The following is a 15968-nucleotide window of genomic DNA, read 5'->3' on the forward strand; positions in this document are numbered from 1 at the left end:
CAAATTTTCTATAGAATTAAAGAATTTTCCCCCTGATTTATCGGGTGAGCCATAATATGCTTGAAACAGCTATTTACTGCTACCGCCAGAAAAAAGAAATCCCCGATAATGCTTGATTATCAGGGATTTACTTGATTCTTCTTGTTGTTTCAGTGATCCGCCTGGGGCTCGAACCCAGGACCCCAACATTAAAAGTGTTGTGCTCTACCAGCTGAGCTAGCGAATCATCCTGTGCGTTACTTTTGTAATGCGAGTGCAAAGATAGGGGGTTTTATTTTATTATACAAATTTCAAGAGGGGTAAATTTTAGTTTTTTCATGGGGAGCAAATGCAAGAAACAAGATATAAGCACTTTACATCACGTATTACATCATGCATAAACCGGTTACATATCTTCACGAGACGAAGACGAACCACAATCCTAAATCGTTAGGATCACACAACCTAAAGCCACAAGATCGCACAGTCCTAACCACAACGCCGCACAACCTCTCCTACCCTTCATTTATGATAACGCTAAAACTCAACTTCCGAGGAATAGCATATCTACCGGCTTCTTGCACAAGAGAATTGAACCGAGTAATCTCCACACGCCAAACTTGGCAATCGGTAGATATCTGATACCTATGATCTTTGTTCATTTGTAAAATAAAAGATATTTACGTAGATTTGTACACCATTATTTTAAGTTAAGGAACCAATTAACACACAAAAAATTATATGGCAGACGATAAGAAGATTATTTTCTCGATGGTAGGCGTGAACAAGATCTTTCCGCCTCAAAAACAGGTTTTAAAGAATATATATCTGTCCTTTTTCTATGGGGCGAAGATCGGAATCATCGGATTGAATGGTTCCGGTAAATCTACGTTGCTGAAGATTATCGCCGGTATTGATAAGGATTATCAAGGAGAGGTGGTCTTCTCCCCCGGGTATTCCGTAGGGTATCTGGAGCAGGATCCTAAGTTGGAGCCGGGCAAGACCGTGAAGGAGATCGTGCAGGAAGGCGTGCAGGAGATCGTGGACACCTTGAAAGAATATGAGGAGGTGAACGAGCGATTCGGCGATCCGGAGGTGCTGGAAGATCCGGATAAGATGGATGCCTTGATCAACCGTCAGGCGGAGTTGCAGGACAAGATCGACGCTACGGACGCATGGAACCTCGACAGCCGTCTGGAACGTGCCATGGACGCTTTGCGTTGTCCGCCGGAGGATCAGGTGGTGGATACGTTGTCCGGAGGCGAGCGTCGTCGGGTGGCCCTTTGCCGATTGCTGCTCCAGCAGCCGGACGTATTGCTGTTGGATGAGCCGACCAACCACTTGGACGCCGAGTCGATCGACTGGTTGGAGCAACATCTGCAACAATATGCCGGTACCGTTATCTGCATCACGCACGACCGTTACTTCCTAGACCACGTGGCCGGATGGATCCTTGAGCTGGATCGTGGCGAGGGTATCCCTTGGAAGGGTAATTACTCCTCTTGGCTAGACCAGAAGACGAAGCGTATGGCTCAAGAAGAGAAGCAAGTCAGCAAGCGCCGTAAGACCTTGGAGCGTGAGCTGGAATGGATCAATATGGCGCCGAAGGCCCGTCACGCCAAGGGTAAGGCACGTCTGAACTCGTACGAGGCCCTCTTGAACGAGGACCAGAAGGAGCGTGAGGCTAAGCTGGAGATCTTCATCCCGAACGGCCCTCGCTTGGGCAATAAGGTGATCGAGGCACAGCATGTGGCGAAGGCGTTCGGCGATAAGCTGCTGTTCGATGATTTGAACTTCATGCTTCCCCCGAACGGTATCGTGGGAGTCATCGGGCCAAACGGTGCCGGTAAGACTACCTTATTTAAGATGATCATGGGCATGGAAAGCATCGACAAGGGGACCTTCGAGGTGGGCGAGACCGTACAAGTAGGTTACGCCGACCAGACCCATAAGGATATAGACCCGAAAAAGACCGTTTACCAAGTCGTATCCGGCGGACAAGAATTCATCCGTATGGGCGGCAAGGAGGTGAACGCACGCGCTTACCTGTCTAAATTCAATTTCGCGGGAGCGGATCAAGAGAAGCTATGCGGCGTACTCTCCGGAGGAGAGCGTAACCGCCTGCATCTGGCGCTGACGCTGAAAGCGGACGCGAACGTATTGCTGCTCGACGAGCCGACCAACGATATCGACGTGAACACGCTACGTGCCTTGGAGGAGGGGCTGGAGAACTTCGCCGGTTGCGCCGTCGTCGTCTCTCACGACCGTTGGTTCTTGGACCGTATCTGTACCCATATCCTGTCGTTCGAGGGCGATTCCAACGTGGTCTTCTACGAAGGGACCTATTCCGAATACGAGGAATACAAACGTAAGACCTTGGGCGACGCCGAGCCGAAACGGGTACGCTATCGCAAACTAATCGTTGATTAATCATACTATAAATAGAGTTTAATGCCATGAAAAAAAGAATGCTATCTTTGGCTGTATTAGCCGCTTCCCTCTTCTGTTTCTCCGATGGGGCGAACGCACAGAAGACCGAGAAACTGTTCAACGGGAAAGACCTGTCTAACTGGAATTTCGTAGTCGACAAAAACTCCGTCCCCGCCGATCAGGTCTATTCCGTACGCGACGGTAAGATCTTCATCACCGGCCAGCCTTTCGGCTATATGTACACCAAGGAGAAATACAGCGACTATAAATTGCACGTGGAATGGCGTTGGCCGAATGGGGATTCCAACGCAAACAGCGGCATCTTCCTGCATATCGCAGACCTAAAGAACCCCTTCCCGAACGGGATCGAGTGTAATCTGCAAGCCGGGAGGGCCGGATTGTTCGTACTGCTGGGAGGCTCCGACCTTGTCGAGTACCAGCAACGCCCGGGAGAGGAACGTCCCTTCTTCCCTGTCGTAAAGAACGTGAACCCGTCCAGCGAGAAGCCCGCCGGAGAGTGGAACGAGGCGAACATCTTCGTGAAAGACGGCGTCATCACCGTTTACATCAACGGCGTATACCAGAACACCGGAACCAACAAGGTGAAGGAAGGCCATATCGGGCTACAGAGCGAGGGTAAGGAGGTTGAGTTCAGAAACGTAACCCTCACCAAGTGGTAAGCGGAGCCGTTTCCGGCGCATCTGTAATAATTAAACGGAATCTTTTAAATAGTATTAAAATAATATAGTACATTCGCGAGGATTCCTTTTCAATGAGGAACATATCATTGCAATAACCAATTTAAGAGGTAATGAAAAGAGACAACATCATTTTTGACATTATCGAGAAGGAGCACCAACGCCAATTGAAAGGCATTGAGTTGATCGCTTCCGAGAACTTTGTCAGCGACCAGGTCATGCAGGCCATGGGAAGCTGTCTGACCAACAAATACGCCGAGGGATATCCCGGCAAGCGTTATTATGGGGGTTGCGAGGTAGTAGACCAAAGTGAGACGATCGCTATCGAACGGTTGAAAAAGCTATTCAACGCCGAATGGGCCAACGTGCAGCCTCACTCCGGGGCGCAGGCCAACGCAGCCGTATTTTTCGCCGTATTGAATCCGGGCGACACGTTCCTCGGGTTGAACCTGTCGCATGGCGGACACCTGTCCCACGGTTCACCAGTAAATAGCTCCGGCGTTCTCTATCACGCTACCGAATATAATGTAAAGGAAGATACCGGACGGGTGGACTACGACCAGATGGAGGAAGTAGCCCTTCGTGAGAAACCGAAATTGATCGTTGGCGGTGGTTCCGCTTATTCCCGTGACTGGGATTACAAACGTATGCGCGAGATTGCCGACAAGGTAGGCGCCTTATTGATGATCGATATGGCTCACCCGGCAGGCCTGATCGCCGCCGGTTTGCTGAACAACCCGCTGGAGTACGCTCACATCGTAACGTCTACGACGCATAAAACCCTGCGGGGTCCTCGTGGCGGTATCATCCTGCTGGGTAAGGATTTCGAGAATCCTTGGGGCAAGAAGACACCGAAAGGCGAGATCAAGAAGATGTCTCAGTTGTTGGACTCCGCCGTATTCCCGGGTATCCAGGGTGGTCCGCTGGAGCATGTGATCGCGGCCAAGGCCGTAGCCTTCGGAGAGGCTTTGGAGCCGGAATACAAGACGTACCAAGCACAGGTGAAAGCGAACGCCGCCGCTATGGCCAAGGCCTTCACGGACAAAGGGTACAAGATCATCTCCGGCGGTACGGACAACCACAGTATGCTGATCGACCTGCGCACGAAGTTCCCCGACCTGACCGGTAAGGTGGCCGAGAAAGCCTTGGTAGCCGCCGACATCACGGTGAACAAGAACATGGTTCCGTTCGACAGCCGCTCGGCCTTCCAGACCTCCGGTATCCGTGTGGGTACGCCCGCTATCACGACCCGTGGCGCTAAAGAGCCGCTTATGGGCGAGATCGTGGAACTGATCGACACCGTATTGGCCGCTCCCGAATGCGATAAGACTATCGGCGCCGTTCGTGAGAAGGTGAACGGTATCATGAAGGAATATCCTATCTTCGCATGGTAAATAGGAAATTGAGAATTGAGAATTGAAAAGGATGCCAAACGGCATCTTATCTTCAACTCTCAATTCTCTTTTTAAACTCTCAAAAACATCTAAACAATATTCAATTTTCAACTTTCAATTTTTAATTCTATGAAAAAGCTCCTTGCTACAATCTGCGCCGGCGCTGTCTTGGGCCTGATGGCCTCGTGTGATGATGCTCCCGGTAAAGCGAAAGCTTACAACCAAGGTATCAACATCATCCCGACACCGGTCAGCCTTACGCAGAACGAGGGAAACTTCAAGCTAAACAAAAACACGAAGATCTACGCTTCCACCCCGGAGGCGAAAACCGTAGCCGAGTTCTTCGCGGCTAAAATGAACACGGCGACAGGCTACCAGATAGCTACCGCCGACAAAGAGACCTCCGACGGTATCTCGTTGGTTATCGACGGCTCTCTGGACGTAAACGACGAGGGATACACGTTAGACGTAGCCGACAGCGGCGTTCGTATCAAAGCCAAGACCCCTCAAGGTCTTTTCTACGGTATGCAATCGTTCTTGCAATTGCTGCCCGCCGAGATCGAGAGTCCTTCCGCCGTGAAAGGTATCGCATGGACCGCTCCGGCCGTATCTATCAAGGACGAGCCTCGTTTCGGCTACCGTGGTATCATGCTAGACCCCTGCCGCCATTTCATCCCGGTAGAGAATATCAAGAAGCAGCTGGATGTATTGGCCTTGTTCAAGATCAACCGCATGCATTGGCACCTGACCGACGACCAAGGATGGCGTATCGAGATCAAGAAGTACCCGAAACTGACCGAGATCGGCTCTAAGCGCATCGATGGCGAGGGTACCGAGTACGGAGGCTTCTATACTCAAGAGGAGGTGAAGGATATCGTTAAATACGCGGCGGATCGTTTCATCACGATCGTTCCCGAGATAGAGCTTCCGGGACACGAGATGGCCGCTATCGCCGCCTATCCGGAACTGTCTTGCGAGGGTAAGCAGGGTACTCCCCGTATCATCTGGGGCGTGGAAGACATCGTATTATGCGCCGGGAAGGAAGAACCCTTCCAGTTCTTCGAGGACGTGATCGCCGAGGTAGCTCCCCTATTCCCGGGCGAGTATTTCCATATCGGAGGCGATGAGTGCCCGAAGACGAGCTGGGAGAAATGCCCGCTTTGTCAGGCCCGTATCCGTAAGGAAGGCTTGAAAGGCGACAAGGAACATTCCGCCGAGGAGAAATTGCAGAGCTATTTCGTACAACGCATGGAGAAGGTCGTAAACAAGCACGGCAAGAAGATGATCGGATGGGACGAGATCCTTGAGGGAGGTCTGGCTCCATCGGCCACGGTAATGTCTTGGCGAGGTGAGGAAGGCGGTATCGCCGCCGCTAGCATGAACCACGACGTGATCATGACCCCGGGAAGCGAGGGTATGTATATCGACCAGTTCCAAGGCGACTACAAGATCAACCCGGTATCTATCGGAGGATTCACCACGGCGGAGCGGGTCTATAAGTACAACCCCGTCCCCGACACGCTGGCCACCGCCGGTAAAGGGCATTTCATCAAGGGCGTGCAATGCAACGTATGGAGTGAGTACCTTTATAACACGGACATCATGGAGTACCGTATCTATCCTCGTATCCTAGCCCTCTCCGAGATCGCTTGGAGCCCGCTGGACCGGAAGGATTACAAGGACTTCGAACGCCGTCTGGACAACGCTCAGGTTCGCCTAGACGGACACGGTATCAACTACTACATCCCGCAGCCCGAGCAACCGAACGGTTCTTGCAACTTCGTGGCTTTCACGGACAAGGCTACCATGACATTCACCACGAACCGTCCGATGAAGATGGTCTACACGCTGGATGGCACCGAGCCTACCCCGGAATCTACCGTATATACGGCTCCTTTCGACATCACAGAGACTACGACCGTGAAGATCGCTTCCGTGTTGCCTTCCGGCAAGATGGGTAAGCCCCGCACGATCCTCGTGGAGAAACAAACGCTGGCTCCCGCCAAGGAGGTAGCCAAGACGACCCCGGGCCTCGACATGGAGGTATTCGATGGCATGTACCTAAGCGTAAATAATCTGGAGGCCGCTCAGAAGACCGGTAAGAAACAGGTCATCAAGACGACCCGTGAACTGACCAACCAAGTGCCCGCCCCCGAATCCATGCGAGGCGTGAAGCAATACGCCGCTATCGCTACCGGCTACGTGAACATCCCGGAGGATGGCGTTTATTACATCTCTTCGGATTTAGAGGAGGTATGGATCGACGGCAAGTTGATGGTCAATAACGGTGGCGAGGTAAAACGCTTCTCCCGTCATGACACCTCCGCGGCCTTGGCAAAGGGCTTGCACGAGATCAAGCTGGTATTCCTCGGACACATCATCGGAGGTTGGCCTTCCAACTGGAACGACGGCAGCGTACAACTCCGTAAATCGGATGCCGAGAAATTCACGCCGATCACGGCTGAGATGCTAAGTCATTAAGATCATTTCCGAAGGGGGGAAGCGAGCGATCCTCCCCCCGATATAAACCGTAGGGGCGGGATTCGTCCGCCCTCCCACGCATACACGGGAGGGCGGACAGATCCCGCCCCTACTGCATTCTTCCGGCGAATATAATTGTGTTTAATAGCGAACACTACTGGGTTCAACCATGAATACTATTGTGTTCAACCGCAAACACTACTGTTTTTTTACCCTCAACTCATACAAGTCGTGGCGACGGTCCCGAAGGTTACGCACGCTACCATACGTATGCAACTCGTTGAGCAAATCAAGGTCCACGTCCGATACAAGGATCATCTCCGTATTCGGGGTTGCCTCCGCACGCTTGCCATCGGTAGGGAAAGCGAAATCGCAAGGCGTGAACACACCCGACTGGGCGTACTGTATATCCATATTATGCACACGAGGCAGGTTGCCCACGCTGCCCGCTATCACCACGAAGCACTCGTTCTCGATCGCCCGGGCTTGGGCACACACACGAACCCGAGAGTAACCGTTCTGCGTATCCGTAAGGAAAGGCACGAAGAGGATCTGCATCCCTTGGTCGGCCATGATACGGGAAAGCTCCGGGAATTCCACGTCATAACAGATCAGCACGCCGATCCGGGCGCAATCCGTATCAAACGTCTTCACCATCTTCCCGCCCGAGAGTCCCCAGCTCTTCTGCTCGTCCGGGGTGACATGTACCTTCTCGTACATCTCGTAGGAGCCGTCACGACGGATCAGGTATCCCACGTTATATAGCGCCCCGTCCTCCTTCAGCAAAGGCATGCTACCGGTGATGATATTGATATTGTAACTGATGGCGAGGTTCACGAATCGCTCACGGATCTCCTCGGTGTACTGTGCCAGCCCACGGATGCTCTGCGCCTCCCCCAGATGGTTGAACTTGGCCATCAGCGGAGCGTTGAAATACTCGGGGAAAAGGACGAAGTCGCTCTTGTAATCGGATACGGCGTCGACGAAGAACTCCACCTGCTCGAACACGTCGTCCAGTGTCTTATAAGGCCGCATCTGCCATTGTACCAGACCGACACGCACGGTTGTCTTCTTATCCACGTAATCCGTCGTAGGCGGCTGGTAATAGATATTATCCCATTGCAGCAGGGTAGCGCAATGCTTCGACTCCTCGTCGTTCGGCAAATAGTTCATCATCACTTTCCGCACGTGGAAATCGTTGGAGAGCTGGAAGGTGAGCACCGGGTCGTAGATCTGGCGTGAGCGCACCTTCTCGATGTATTCCTTCGGACGCATATGATCGGCGTATTTATAATAGTTCGGGATACGTCCGCCGAACATGATCGCCTTCAGGTTCAACTTCTCGCACAGCTCCTTCCGGTACTCGTACATACGGCGGGCCAGCCGGAGGCCCCGGTAGTCCGGATGGATGAACACCTCTATACCATATAATATATTCCCGTTCGGGTTATGCGTGCTGAACGTCTCGTTGCCCGTTACCTTGGCGTAGGTATGATCCCCTTTCACCATGTCATAATCCACGATGATGGAGAGGGCGCATCCTACGATCCGGTCATCCACCAGCGTCACGACCTGTCCCTCGGGAAATATCCGTATCAACGTCTCGATCTGCTTGCGGGTCCAGAAAACATCCTTGTCGGCGTATACCCTCTTGAAAGATTGCGACAACTGCGTATAGTCCTCAAGCTGCAAACTCCGGAGCTCTACCTTGTTTATCTTATGCATTGGTTCCATAACACATTTTTTTGTTAAAGTCGCCGCGAAGTTAGGATAAATACAGATAAAGTGTACCGGCCCTCCTGCCCTATCTGACCTACTCCATGTATAATTTCAAGATCGTCACTGAATTAGGCGGGAAATTATAGATAAACGGGCCGCTCATCGGGAATACGATAGGCTCGGTGACAGGCGTTACGGCCCCCGGGTTCTCAAACGTATTACGAGCCTCCGGCTCCCCTCTCAATTGGATCAGCTCCGCCTCGTTACGGATATTCACTCCCTCGATACGCAAAGAGGTCTTCTCCTCGTGGCGGGTCGTATTCACGACCTTCAAGTAAATCACCCGGTTCTCCTTGTCGAGGGTAGCGACGGATACCAACGACGGGATCGGGCGCATATCCACCTCATGCAGCAATACGCCGTCCACATAGCAACGGACGCGCTCGTACTCGCACGTCATGCGAACCGTATACCACCGGTTACTCTCAAAAGGGAACCGCACGGGAGAGACCAAGCTATCCTTCACGCCACCTACCTGATGGTACAGCTCGCTCGTTCCCGCCCCGATCGTCAGGGCGATATAATCCGCCTGCTCGCCCGTCCGCCCGTTGTCGCGGAGGCGAAGCTGTATCTGCCCGCTACCTTTCGTACGCCGGACGGTAGCCGTATATTCATAGGCGTAGCTCGTAGAGTCGCCGAACAATACCTGGTTCCACCGGTTGGCCTCCGGCACCAACGTACCAGCCTCCGGGACCTTCCATCCCCCGCTCATCACGGATATATCCGATACGGGCACGCCGTCGATCCGCACGTCCTTGAACTCATAGCTATTATCAAACATCTCCACGCCCGCCCGGCCCGTACGTACCTGTGGCTTCTCGTAGGTATCCACGATCGTCTTCAGCACCTCATCCCCCCGATGGCGGGTAAACATCTTTAATAAATGGTAGGAAGGAGAGACCACCGCCTGATGGGTGTTGAAAGAGATCAACGGATGGCGCTGGTTCTCGAACCCGGCGTTGCCCAATACCGGGGCATACGCCAAGCGGCGTACCATATCCGGGTTCTCCTCCGCCCCGACCAAGAAACAGGCCTCGGCCACCGCCGCCCGGAGCGTACCGGCCAAGGGCCGCTCCGTCGTCCCAAACTCCCCGATAAACACCGCCGGCGAACGTCGGGAATACCGGTCGCTATTAAACCGGCCGGAGTTCGATAGGAAGAAATTCTCCCCGGCGTAATAATGGGAATCCACCCACTCGCTACGGCCTCGCTTCGTGAGGGGCGAACTGCTGATAACGGTAATCTCCGGATAGGCCTCCTTGATCGCCTTGCGGAAAAGCTCAAAGCGCCTGAAATACTCCCCGCCATAGTTCTCGCTGCCGATCTCGACATACTTCAAGTTGAAAGGTTCCGGATGCCCGTTCCTCGCACGCAGGGCGCCCGGCAGGGAATCCGCCGGGGCGTTCGCGTAGGCGATAGCGTCCAAGGCATCTCCCGTGAGCTTATCCATCGCCGTGATATCCTCGTAGCGGGGCCGGCGGCTTTGGCTCGTGATCCCGCTATTAATAACGTAGATAGGCTCCGCCCCCATATCCTCGCACATTTGCAAGTACTCGTGGTAGCCCATGCCGTTCGTCGTACCATAGGCCCATACGTTCCAGAAATGCTTACGCTCCGAGATATCACCCAGCGTCTCCCTCCAGATAGGGTACGTACCCGCCGTATACCCCTCCACGAAACTGCCTCCGGGGAAACGGATAAAACGAGGGGCCAAGGAATCGACCAGCGCCGCCAAGTCCGGTCTCAGCCCGTTCTTCCGTCCCTTCCACGTATCCTCCGGGAAGAGCGATACCACATCCAGCCAAAACACGGCGGAGGTATCGGCCGTGATCGTCAAGACCGCGTTCGGCGCGTCCTCCGTAGCCGTAAACGTATGCCTGTATCGTTTCCACTCGTATAGCGGCGCTACCTGAAACACATCGCTCAAGACCGTATTAGCCATCGAGTCCTCCAAGGCCACCCGGATGGTACGGGGCACCATATTCGCCCCCTTGGCGAAAAACGAGAGATCGTATCGTTCCCCTTTCCGGATCGGTATCCCCCGGTATCCCTCGGCTATCACGCCTCCGCGCCCCGACTCCCCGGAAGTCGATACGGCCACGAGCAACGACCGCCGGTTCTTATCATTCACCAGCTCCTTCATATCCGGGTATATCTGTGTATTAGGGACGATCCGCCTCCATCCCGGTACGGAATCTCCCCGCATGAAAGGGATCGTCCATCCATTCGGGGTAATCAAGACGTTCCGGGCGGCGTCGTAAGGGCAGTTCAAGGGTGGCACGCCATCCTCGAAGCTCCGGTTCTGGATCAGCTCGGCGTACAGCCCCCCATCGATCCCGTGGTTGATCTCCTCAATGGTCAAACCATACAGATCCGGGTTCACGGGAACCGTCAGGCCATCCGCCTCCACGGTTATCGTAGAGATCACCGGCATCTCCGGCTGGCAAGAGGACAAGCCCATCCCGACAATAGCGCCAACCAATAAATGAATAACATCAAAATCTATATATTTCCTCCAACGCATCTTCGAATACTCATCTCATTTATGTGCGTACAAACTTAATCAAAAAATCGCAGTTTCCCCTATTTTCAAAGTCCGAACTGTTTTTTCAAAAAAACAATTGAAAAACATAGATTTTTTCAATTTAATATCCTAAATTTGCATAATAGATAAAACAAAAGACGACAATATTATACGACTCTATGGAGAAATCTGTTCTTTTAGTGGATGACAAGCAAGAAATCGCAAAGATAATCATGCTTTATTTATCAAGTACTTACAAGGTATCCTATAAAGAAAATCCTTTGAAAGCGATCGCTTGGCTTCAAGAAGGCAATTTACCGGATTTGATCATCTCTGACTTGAATATGCCAGAAATGTCCGGAGAGGAATTCTTGGTTTATTTAAAAGCGAACGATATGTTCAGCCATATACCGGTCTTGATCCTATCGAGCGTAGAGAGCAGCTCAAATAGAATACGTTTGTTTGAGGAAGGGGCGGAAGACTTTATCTTGAAGCCTTTCAATCCAGAGGAATTAAGGGTAAGGGTAAAACGAATATTAAGATAATGAATTATGTCTTTTTCGGTAATAACGTGCCGTTGGCCGAACGTTTACGTAAGGCATTAGGCACCGGGGTCATAGAATGTATAACGCTTCTGCAGATGAAAAACACGCTTCTTCCTGCCGAGGAAATGGATTATTGTGTATTCATCGAGAAAACAGATCCTACGTTAAACATTCCTGCGATCATGCATTTGCATAAGACGTTTCAAAATATATATATCGTATTAATCGCCCCGGAAATGACCCGGGAGGAGAAAATATCCTATTTGCAAGCCGGAACGGACTGTGTCATCTCCGAGTCTACCTCTAAGGAAGATTTAGTGAAGCTACTGGGTATCGCCGAGAAATGCAAGAGAATGGAAAAAGCGCGTAAGCCTCAAATAAAAGAGCCTGATCTCGCCATTTTCAAGCTGCCTTTATGGAAAAGGGTCTTCGACATCATTTTCTCATCCATGGCGCTCCTCTGCCTCTCCCCTATCTTTATCATCACGGTGATTTGGATCAAGCTAGAGGACAAAGGCCCCGCTTTCTACAAGTCGAAACGAGTAGGCAGCAATTACAAGGTTTTCGATTTTTATAAGTTCCGCTCTATGTATATGGACGCGGACAAGCGCTTGGCTGAATATAAGAAACTTAATCAGTATATGGAATCTATTGATGAAGAGGCTGTAGCCTCTTCAGCAACTTCTGTGAATTCACAGAAGCAAGCTTCTTTTTTTAAAGACGATGAGCAAAATATCATTTTATATTCCGACAATGACGCTACTCCTGAAAACGACTATTTAAAAGTAAAACGTCACGAACGCTCCAACGCTTTCATCAAATTAGAGAATGATCCCCGTATAACAAAGATCGGCCATATTATCCGGAAATACAGCATTGACGAACTTCCCCAGCTATTCAATATATTAAATGGAGACATGTCAATAGTTGGTAACCGCCCTCTTCCCGTATACGAGGCGGAATTATTGACCAGCGATGAATACATACAACGCTTCATGGCTCCTGCCGGCCTTACAGGTCTTTGGCAAGTAGAGAAACGTGGCAATTCTGGTAGTATGTCCGCCGAGGAACGTAAACAATTAGATATTAAATACGCTCATACATTTTCTTTCTGGCTGGACATGAAGATCATCATTAAGACCTTTACGGCGTTCGTACAGAAAGAGGACGTATAGATCCATTAATAAATCGTATGAAGAACTTATTTATCATCCTATTCATATTCAGTATCCTTTCGGCTATAGCTCAGAAAAAGAAAACCTATTTCGATAAAGCTACAACCGTGGAAGTAACATCTGGCTCAGACTCTATTCAAGCGATGCTAGATGATTATGAACGTATCCAATTACCACCTTTATCTGTTTTTTTAGAATCAGTATATGATCACCCTTCGATCAAGATTTACGAAGCTAAGAAAGATGAAGCTAATGCTGAAATGAAAGTGACCAAAAGAGAATGGCTAGATTATTTCAGGGTATACGGACAGTACCAATATGGACGATTAGTGCAGCTATCCTCTCATGAAACCGTAGAATATCCTGAATATCTCACAAGTCTGGGTAGTAATCAACATACTTATAGCGCAGGCATATCGGTGTCTATCCCATTTGGTGACCTATTTAGCCGTGGCCAAAAGGTACGAGCTCGGAAAGCTCGTTTCCGGCAATTAGATTATGAATATGAGATCTCAATAGAAGAACGGAAATTAAAAATATTGGAAGCTTATAATAACGTATTGCAAGCTTTAGCTACTTTGAAAGCTAAATCAGACGCTGCTGCCCTTTACAACGCCCAAATGAAAATATCGGAACAAGACTTCATCAACGGTAAAATTGACATTACGACTTTGGCCATGGAAAGAGGACGTCGTTCTGGAGCCGTAATCTCTTATCAAGAGGGTAGAGCTACCTTACACAATGCGGTAACCCTATTAGAGATGCTTACAAATGTAAAAATCATAAATCGATAATTTATGGATATTACACTATACATATCCCGTTTTTTATATAGAATTCGTCACCAACTGATATTTGGAACGCTTATTGTAACAGCATTGGTTGCCTATTTCAGTCAATTCATGGAGAAAAAATACACCGTGACAACTTCGATCTACACAGGTATTACCTCCAACACGGGTTTAGATGAAGAGACAAAACCTGATTGGCAGGCAGTAAACAACACATATGATAACTTGGTTAATTTAACAAAATCAAGAGGAACCCTAGAAAACGTATCACTAAAATTATTAGCATTAAACCTAACACAAGGAAATCCTGAAATAGATAATCTCTATATAACAGCTGACAATTACAAGAAATTAACAGCATCTATACCTGAAGAAATAATAAATTTAATAGACACGGCTTCTCTCGATAACACTATAAACAGATTTAAAGAATATAAAAACAGTGATAGCCGCAATTATTTGCATGAATTGCTCAACGGAGGAGCTGCATTCTATAGCTACGCAGCTTTATCCAGCATAATTATTAGACGCCAAGGTAATAGCGATTTGATAGAGATAGCCTACACTAGCTCAGATCCCGGAATCACATGGAATACGGTTAAGTTAGTCAGCGAAGAAATGAAATATTCTTACGATAATTTAAAATATAAAACAGCAAATGATATCGTAAAATATTATGAGCAGGAATTGAATAAATTAAGGACAAAACTCAATCAACAAGAAAATGATCTTACAGATTATAACGTACAAAACAGCGTCATAAATTATACAGAACAAACAAAATCTATCGCAAACTCTTTTGCTGATTTTGAGAACCGTTACGAAGAAACACAACGAAGTTACGAGAGCTCAACCAAAATCATCAACGAGTTAGAGAAATACATGGAAGTTCGTACTAAACTTGTCAAAACGAATGAAGAGTTTATCAACGCATTGGAAGATGTTTCCCGCATCAGTGGTAAAATCACCGAGATAGAGACTTTCACCTCTGAAAACGCATTAAACAAGGATACAGAATTAACACGATATCAAGATCAACTGAAAGATGTCGAGAAGAGAATAGCATTACTGACAGATAAAATTAACAGCTATAAAGAAAGTAAAGAAGGAGTCGCTATTGACGGATTAGTACAAGAATGGTTGTCACAGACCTTGATACAAGTGAAATCCAAGGCAGACTTAGAGATTTTAAACAAAAGAAAGCACGATTTCGAGGAGCAGTATAAGAATTATTCTCCCATTGGGACTAAGATCAACCAGCAAGAACGAGAGATCAATGTCACTGAACAGTCTTATCTACAAGTTCTCCATGCCTTAAATATGGCTAAGATGAAACAGGTGAACTTACAATTAACCTCATCAAACTTAACAACTATCTCAGAGGCCGCTTATCCATTGTTTAGTGACAAAGGTAAGCGCATGTTTTTAGTCATAGCCGCTTTTATCGGTAGTTTAATTTTCATTATAGCCCTAAATTTGGTCATTGAATTACTAGACCGTACCCTCCGGGATGCAGAACGGGCTAAACGCCTCACAGGAATGAATATATTAGGAGCCTTCAACGGACGCAACTCCCAATTGAAATACAGGGGATTTGTAAAGACCTGTAACCGAATATCAGCCGCATACGCTTGCAATCGGTTGGCTCCTTATTTGCAAAAAAATAAGACTCTATACATAAATATATTAAGTATAGAAGAAAGAGAAGGGAAGACATTCGTTGCCAAATATTTTCAAGAACGTTGGGAAGAGCTAGGTTTCCAAGTACGATATATAAGGATCGGAGAAGAGATAAACATTGAATCGTCACTATTCACCACAGAAAATATAGAAGAGTATATTAAAGCCGAAAGTCAACCAGACATTGTATTAATCGAATATCCTTCCATTCAAGGAAACAGTGTGCCTCCACATTTGCTAAGCTCAAGTCAAGTTAATATTCTAATAGCTAATGTACGCAGAGTATGGAAAAATAGCGATAAGGAATTTGTTAGTTATTTGCGTGAGATAACTAAAAATACATCTTTGTATTTATACTTGAATAACGCCTCACGAGAAGCCGTAGAAGATTTCACCGGGCAATTGCCCCCTCAGACCTCCATGCGCTCTTTCACGAACCGTATGATGTATATGGGGTTAACCGCAACCAATTCGGCCATAAAATAGCGAAGC

10 protein-coding genes and 1 tRNA gene are annotated in these 15968 nt (G+C 48.9%); 8 read left to right on the forward strand and 3 right to left on the reverse strand.

Annotated features, from left to right (window positions below; translation table 11 throughout):
• Positions 1-153: 153 nt before the first annotated feature.
• Positions 154-226, reverse strand: a tRNA-Lys gene (locus tag DW033_RS16305).
• Between the two features lie 494 nt (positions 227-720).
• On the opposite strand from DW033_RS16305, the gene ettA reads away from it, so the two are divergent.
• The 4 genes from ettA (at position 721) to DW033_RS16325 (ending at position 6982) form a co-directional block, all read left to right on the forward strand.
• Positions 721-2409 carry an energy-dependent translational throttle protein EttA gene (ettA, locus tag DW033_RS16310; RefSeq protein WP_005856590.1) on the forward strand — a complete coding sequence of 563 codons (1689 nt, stop codon included), beginning with the start codon at positions 721-723 and terminating at the stop codon, positions 2407-2409.
• 26 nt (positions 2410-2435) lie between these two features.
• Positions 2436-3089, forward strand: a complete 654-nt coding sequence (locus tag DW033_RS16315; RefSeq protein WP_036651046.1) for a DUF1080 domain-containing protein — start codon at positions 2436-2438, stop codon at positions 3087-3089.
• Positions 3090-3220: 131 nt separating this feature from the next.
• The gene (gene glyA / locus DW033_RS16320; RefSeq protein WP_005856586.1) at positions 3221-4501 is read left to right on the forward strand and encodes a serine hydroxymethyltransferase; all 1281 of its coding nucleotides are present in this window, start codon (positions 3221-3223) and stop codon (positions 4499-4501) included.
• 129 nt (positions 4502-4630) lie between these two features.
• Positions 4631-6982: a family 20 glycosylhydrolase gene (locus DW033_RS16325; protein WP_122382936.1), complete on the forward strand. Its 2352-nt coding sequence runs from the start codon at positions 4631-4633 to the stop codon at positions 6980-6982.
• Positions 6983-7180: 198 nt separating this feature from the next.
• On the opposite strand, the gene DW033_RS16330 is transcribed toward DW033_RS16325, so the two are convergent.
• Together DW033_RS16330 and DW033_RS16335 are read right to left on the reverse strand one after the other, a co-directional pair.
• Positions 7181-8716 (reverse strand): carbon-nitrogen hydrolase family protein, encoded by a 1536-nt coding sequence (locus DW033_RS16330; RefSeq protein WP_005868392.1) that lies wholly within the window; start codon positions 8714-8716, stop codon positions 7181-7183.
• Between the two features lie 79 nt (positions 8717-8795).
• Positions 8796-11285 (reverse strand): alpha-L-arabinofuranosidase C-terminal domain-containing protein, encoded by a 2490-nt coding sequence (locus tag DW033_RS16335; protein ID WP_122382937.1) that lies wholly within the window; start codon positions 11283-11285, stop codon positions 8796-8798.
• Between the two features lie 179 nt (positions 11286-11464).
• Between DW033_RS16335 and DW033_RS16340 the strand changes: the two genes are divergently transcribed.
• The 4 genes from DW033_RS16340 to DW033_RS16355 are packed head-to-tail and all read left to right on the forward strand — an operon-like array spanning position 11465 to position 15962.
• A complete protein-coding gene (locus DW033_RS16340) occupies positions 11465-11830 on the forward strand; it encodes a PleD family two-component system response regulator (protein ID WP_005856577.1) in 366 nt (121 codons plus the stop codon).
• Positions 11830-13005, forward strand: a complete 1176-nt coding sequence (locus tag DW033_RS24945) for a sugar transferase (RefSeq protein ID WP_057318782.1) — start codon at positions 11830-11832, stop codon at positions 13003-13005. The genes DW033_RS16340 and DW033_RS24945 overlap by 1 nt, the downstream gene beginning before the upstream one ends.
• A gap of 17 nt (positions 13006-13022) precedes the next feature.
• Positions 13023-13799 carry a TolC family protein gene (locus DW033_RS16350; protein WP_005856573.1) on the forward strand — a complete coding sequence of 259 codons (777 nt, stop codon included), beginning with the start codon at positions 13023-13025 and terminating at the stop codon, positions 13797-13799.
• Positions 13800-13802: 3 nt separating this feature from the next.
• Positions 13803-15962 (forward strand): hypothetical protein, encoded by a 2160-nt coding sequence (locus tag DW033_RS16355; RefSeq protein WP_009276008.1) that lies wholly within the window; start codon positions 13803-13805, stop codon positions 15960-15962.
• Positions 15963-15968 lie beyond the last annotated feature (6 nt).

The organism is Parabacteroides sp. AF39-10AC (assembly GCF_003635405.1).
GTDB classification, from domain to species: domain Bacteria; phylum Bacteroidota; class Bacteroidia; order Bacteroidales; family Tannerellaceae; genus Parabacteroides; species Parabacteroides distasonis.

Bases quoted from the DNA above. Each gene is read 5' to 3' on its own strand.
- DW033_RS16355 (WP_009276008.1), top strand. From the start codon at position 13,803: ATGGATATTACACTATACATATCCCGTTTTTTATATAGAATTCGTCAC.
- DW033_RS16325 (WP_122382936.1), top strand. From the start codon at position 4,631: ATGAAAAAGCTCCTTGCTACAATCTGCGCCGGCGCTGTCTTGGGCCTG.
- DW033_RS16340 (WP_005856577.1), top strand. From the start codon at position 11,465: ATGGAGAAATCTGTTCTTTTAGTGGATGACAAGCAAGAAATCGCAAAG.
- DW033_RS16335 (WP_122382937.1), bottom strand. From the start codon at position 11,285: ATGCGTTGGAGGAAATATATAGATTTTGATGTTATTCATTTATTGGTT.
- DW033_RS16330 (WP_005868392.1), bottom strand. From the start codon at position 8,716: ATGGAACCAATGCATAAGATAAACAAGGTAGAGCTCCGGAGTTTGCAG.
- DW033_RS24945 (WP_057318782.1), top strand. From the start codon at position 11,830: ATGAATTATGTCTTTTTCGGTAATAACGTGCCGTTGGCCGAACGTTTA.
- DW033_RS16350 (WP_005856573.1), top strand. From the start codon at position 13,023: ATGAAGAACTTATTTATCATCCTATTCATATTCAGTATCCTTTCGGCT.
- ettA (WP_005856590.1), top strand. From the start codon at position 721: ATGGCAGACGATAAGAAGATTATTTTCTCGATGGTAGGCGTGAACAAG.
- glyA (WP_005856586.1), top strand. From the start codon at position 3,221: ATGAAAAGAGACAACATCATTTTTGACATTATCGAGAAGGAGCACCAA.
- DW033_RS16315 (WP_036651046.1), top strand. From the start codon at position 2,436: ATGAAAAAAAGAATGCTATCTTTGGCTGTATTAGCCGCTTCCCTCTTC.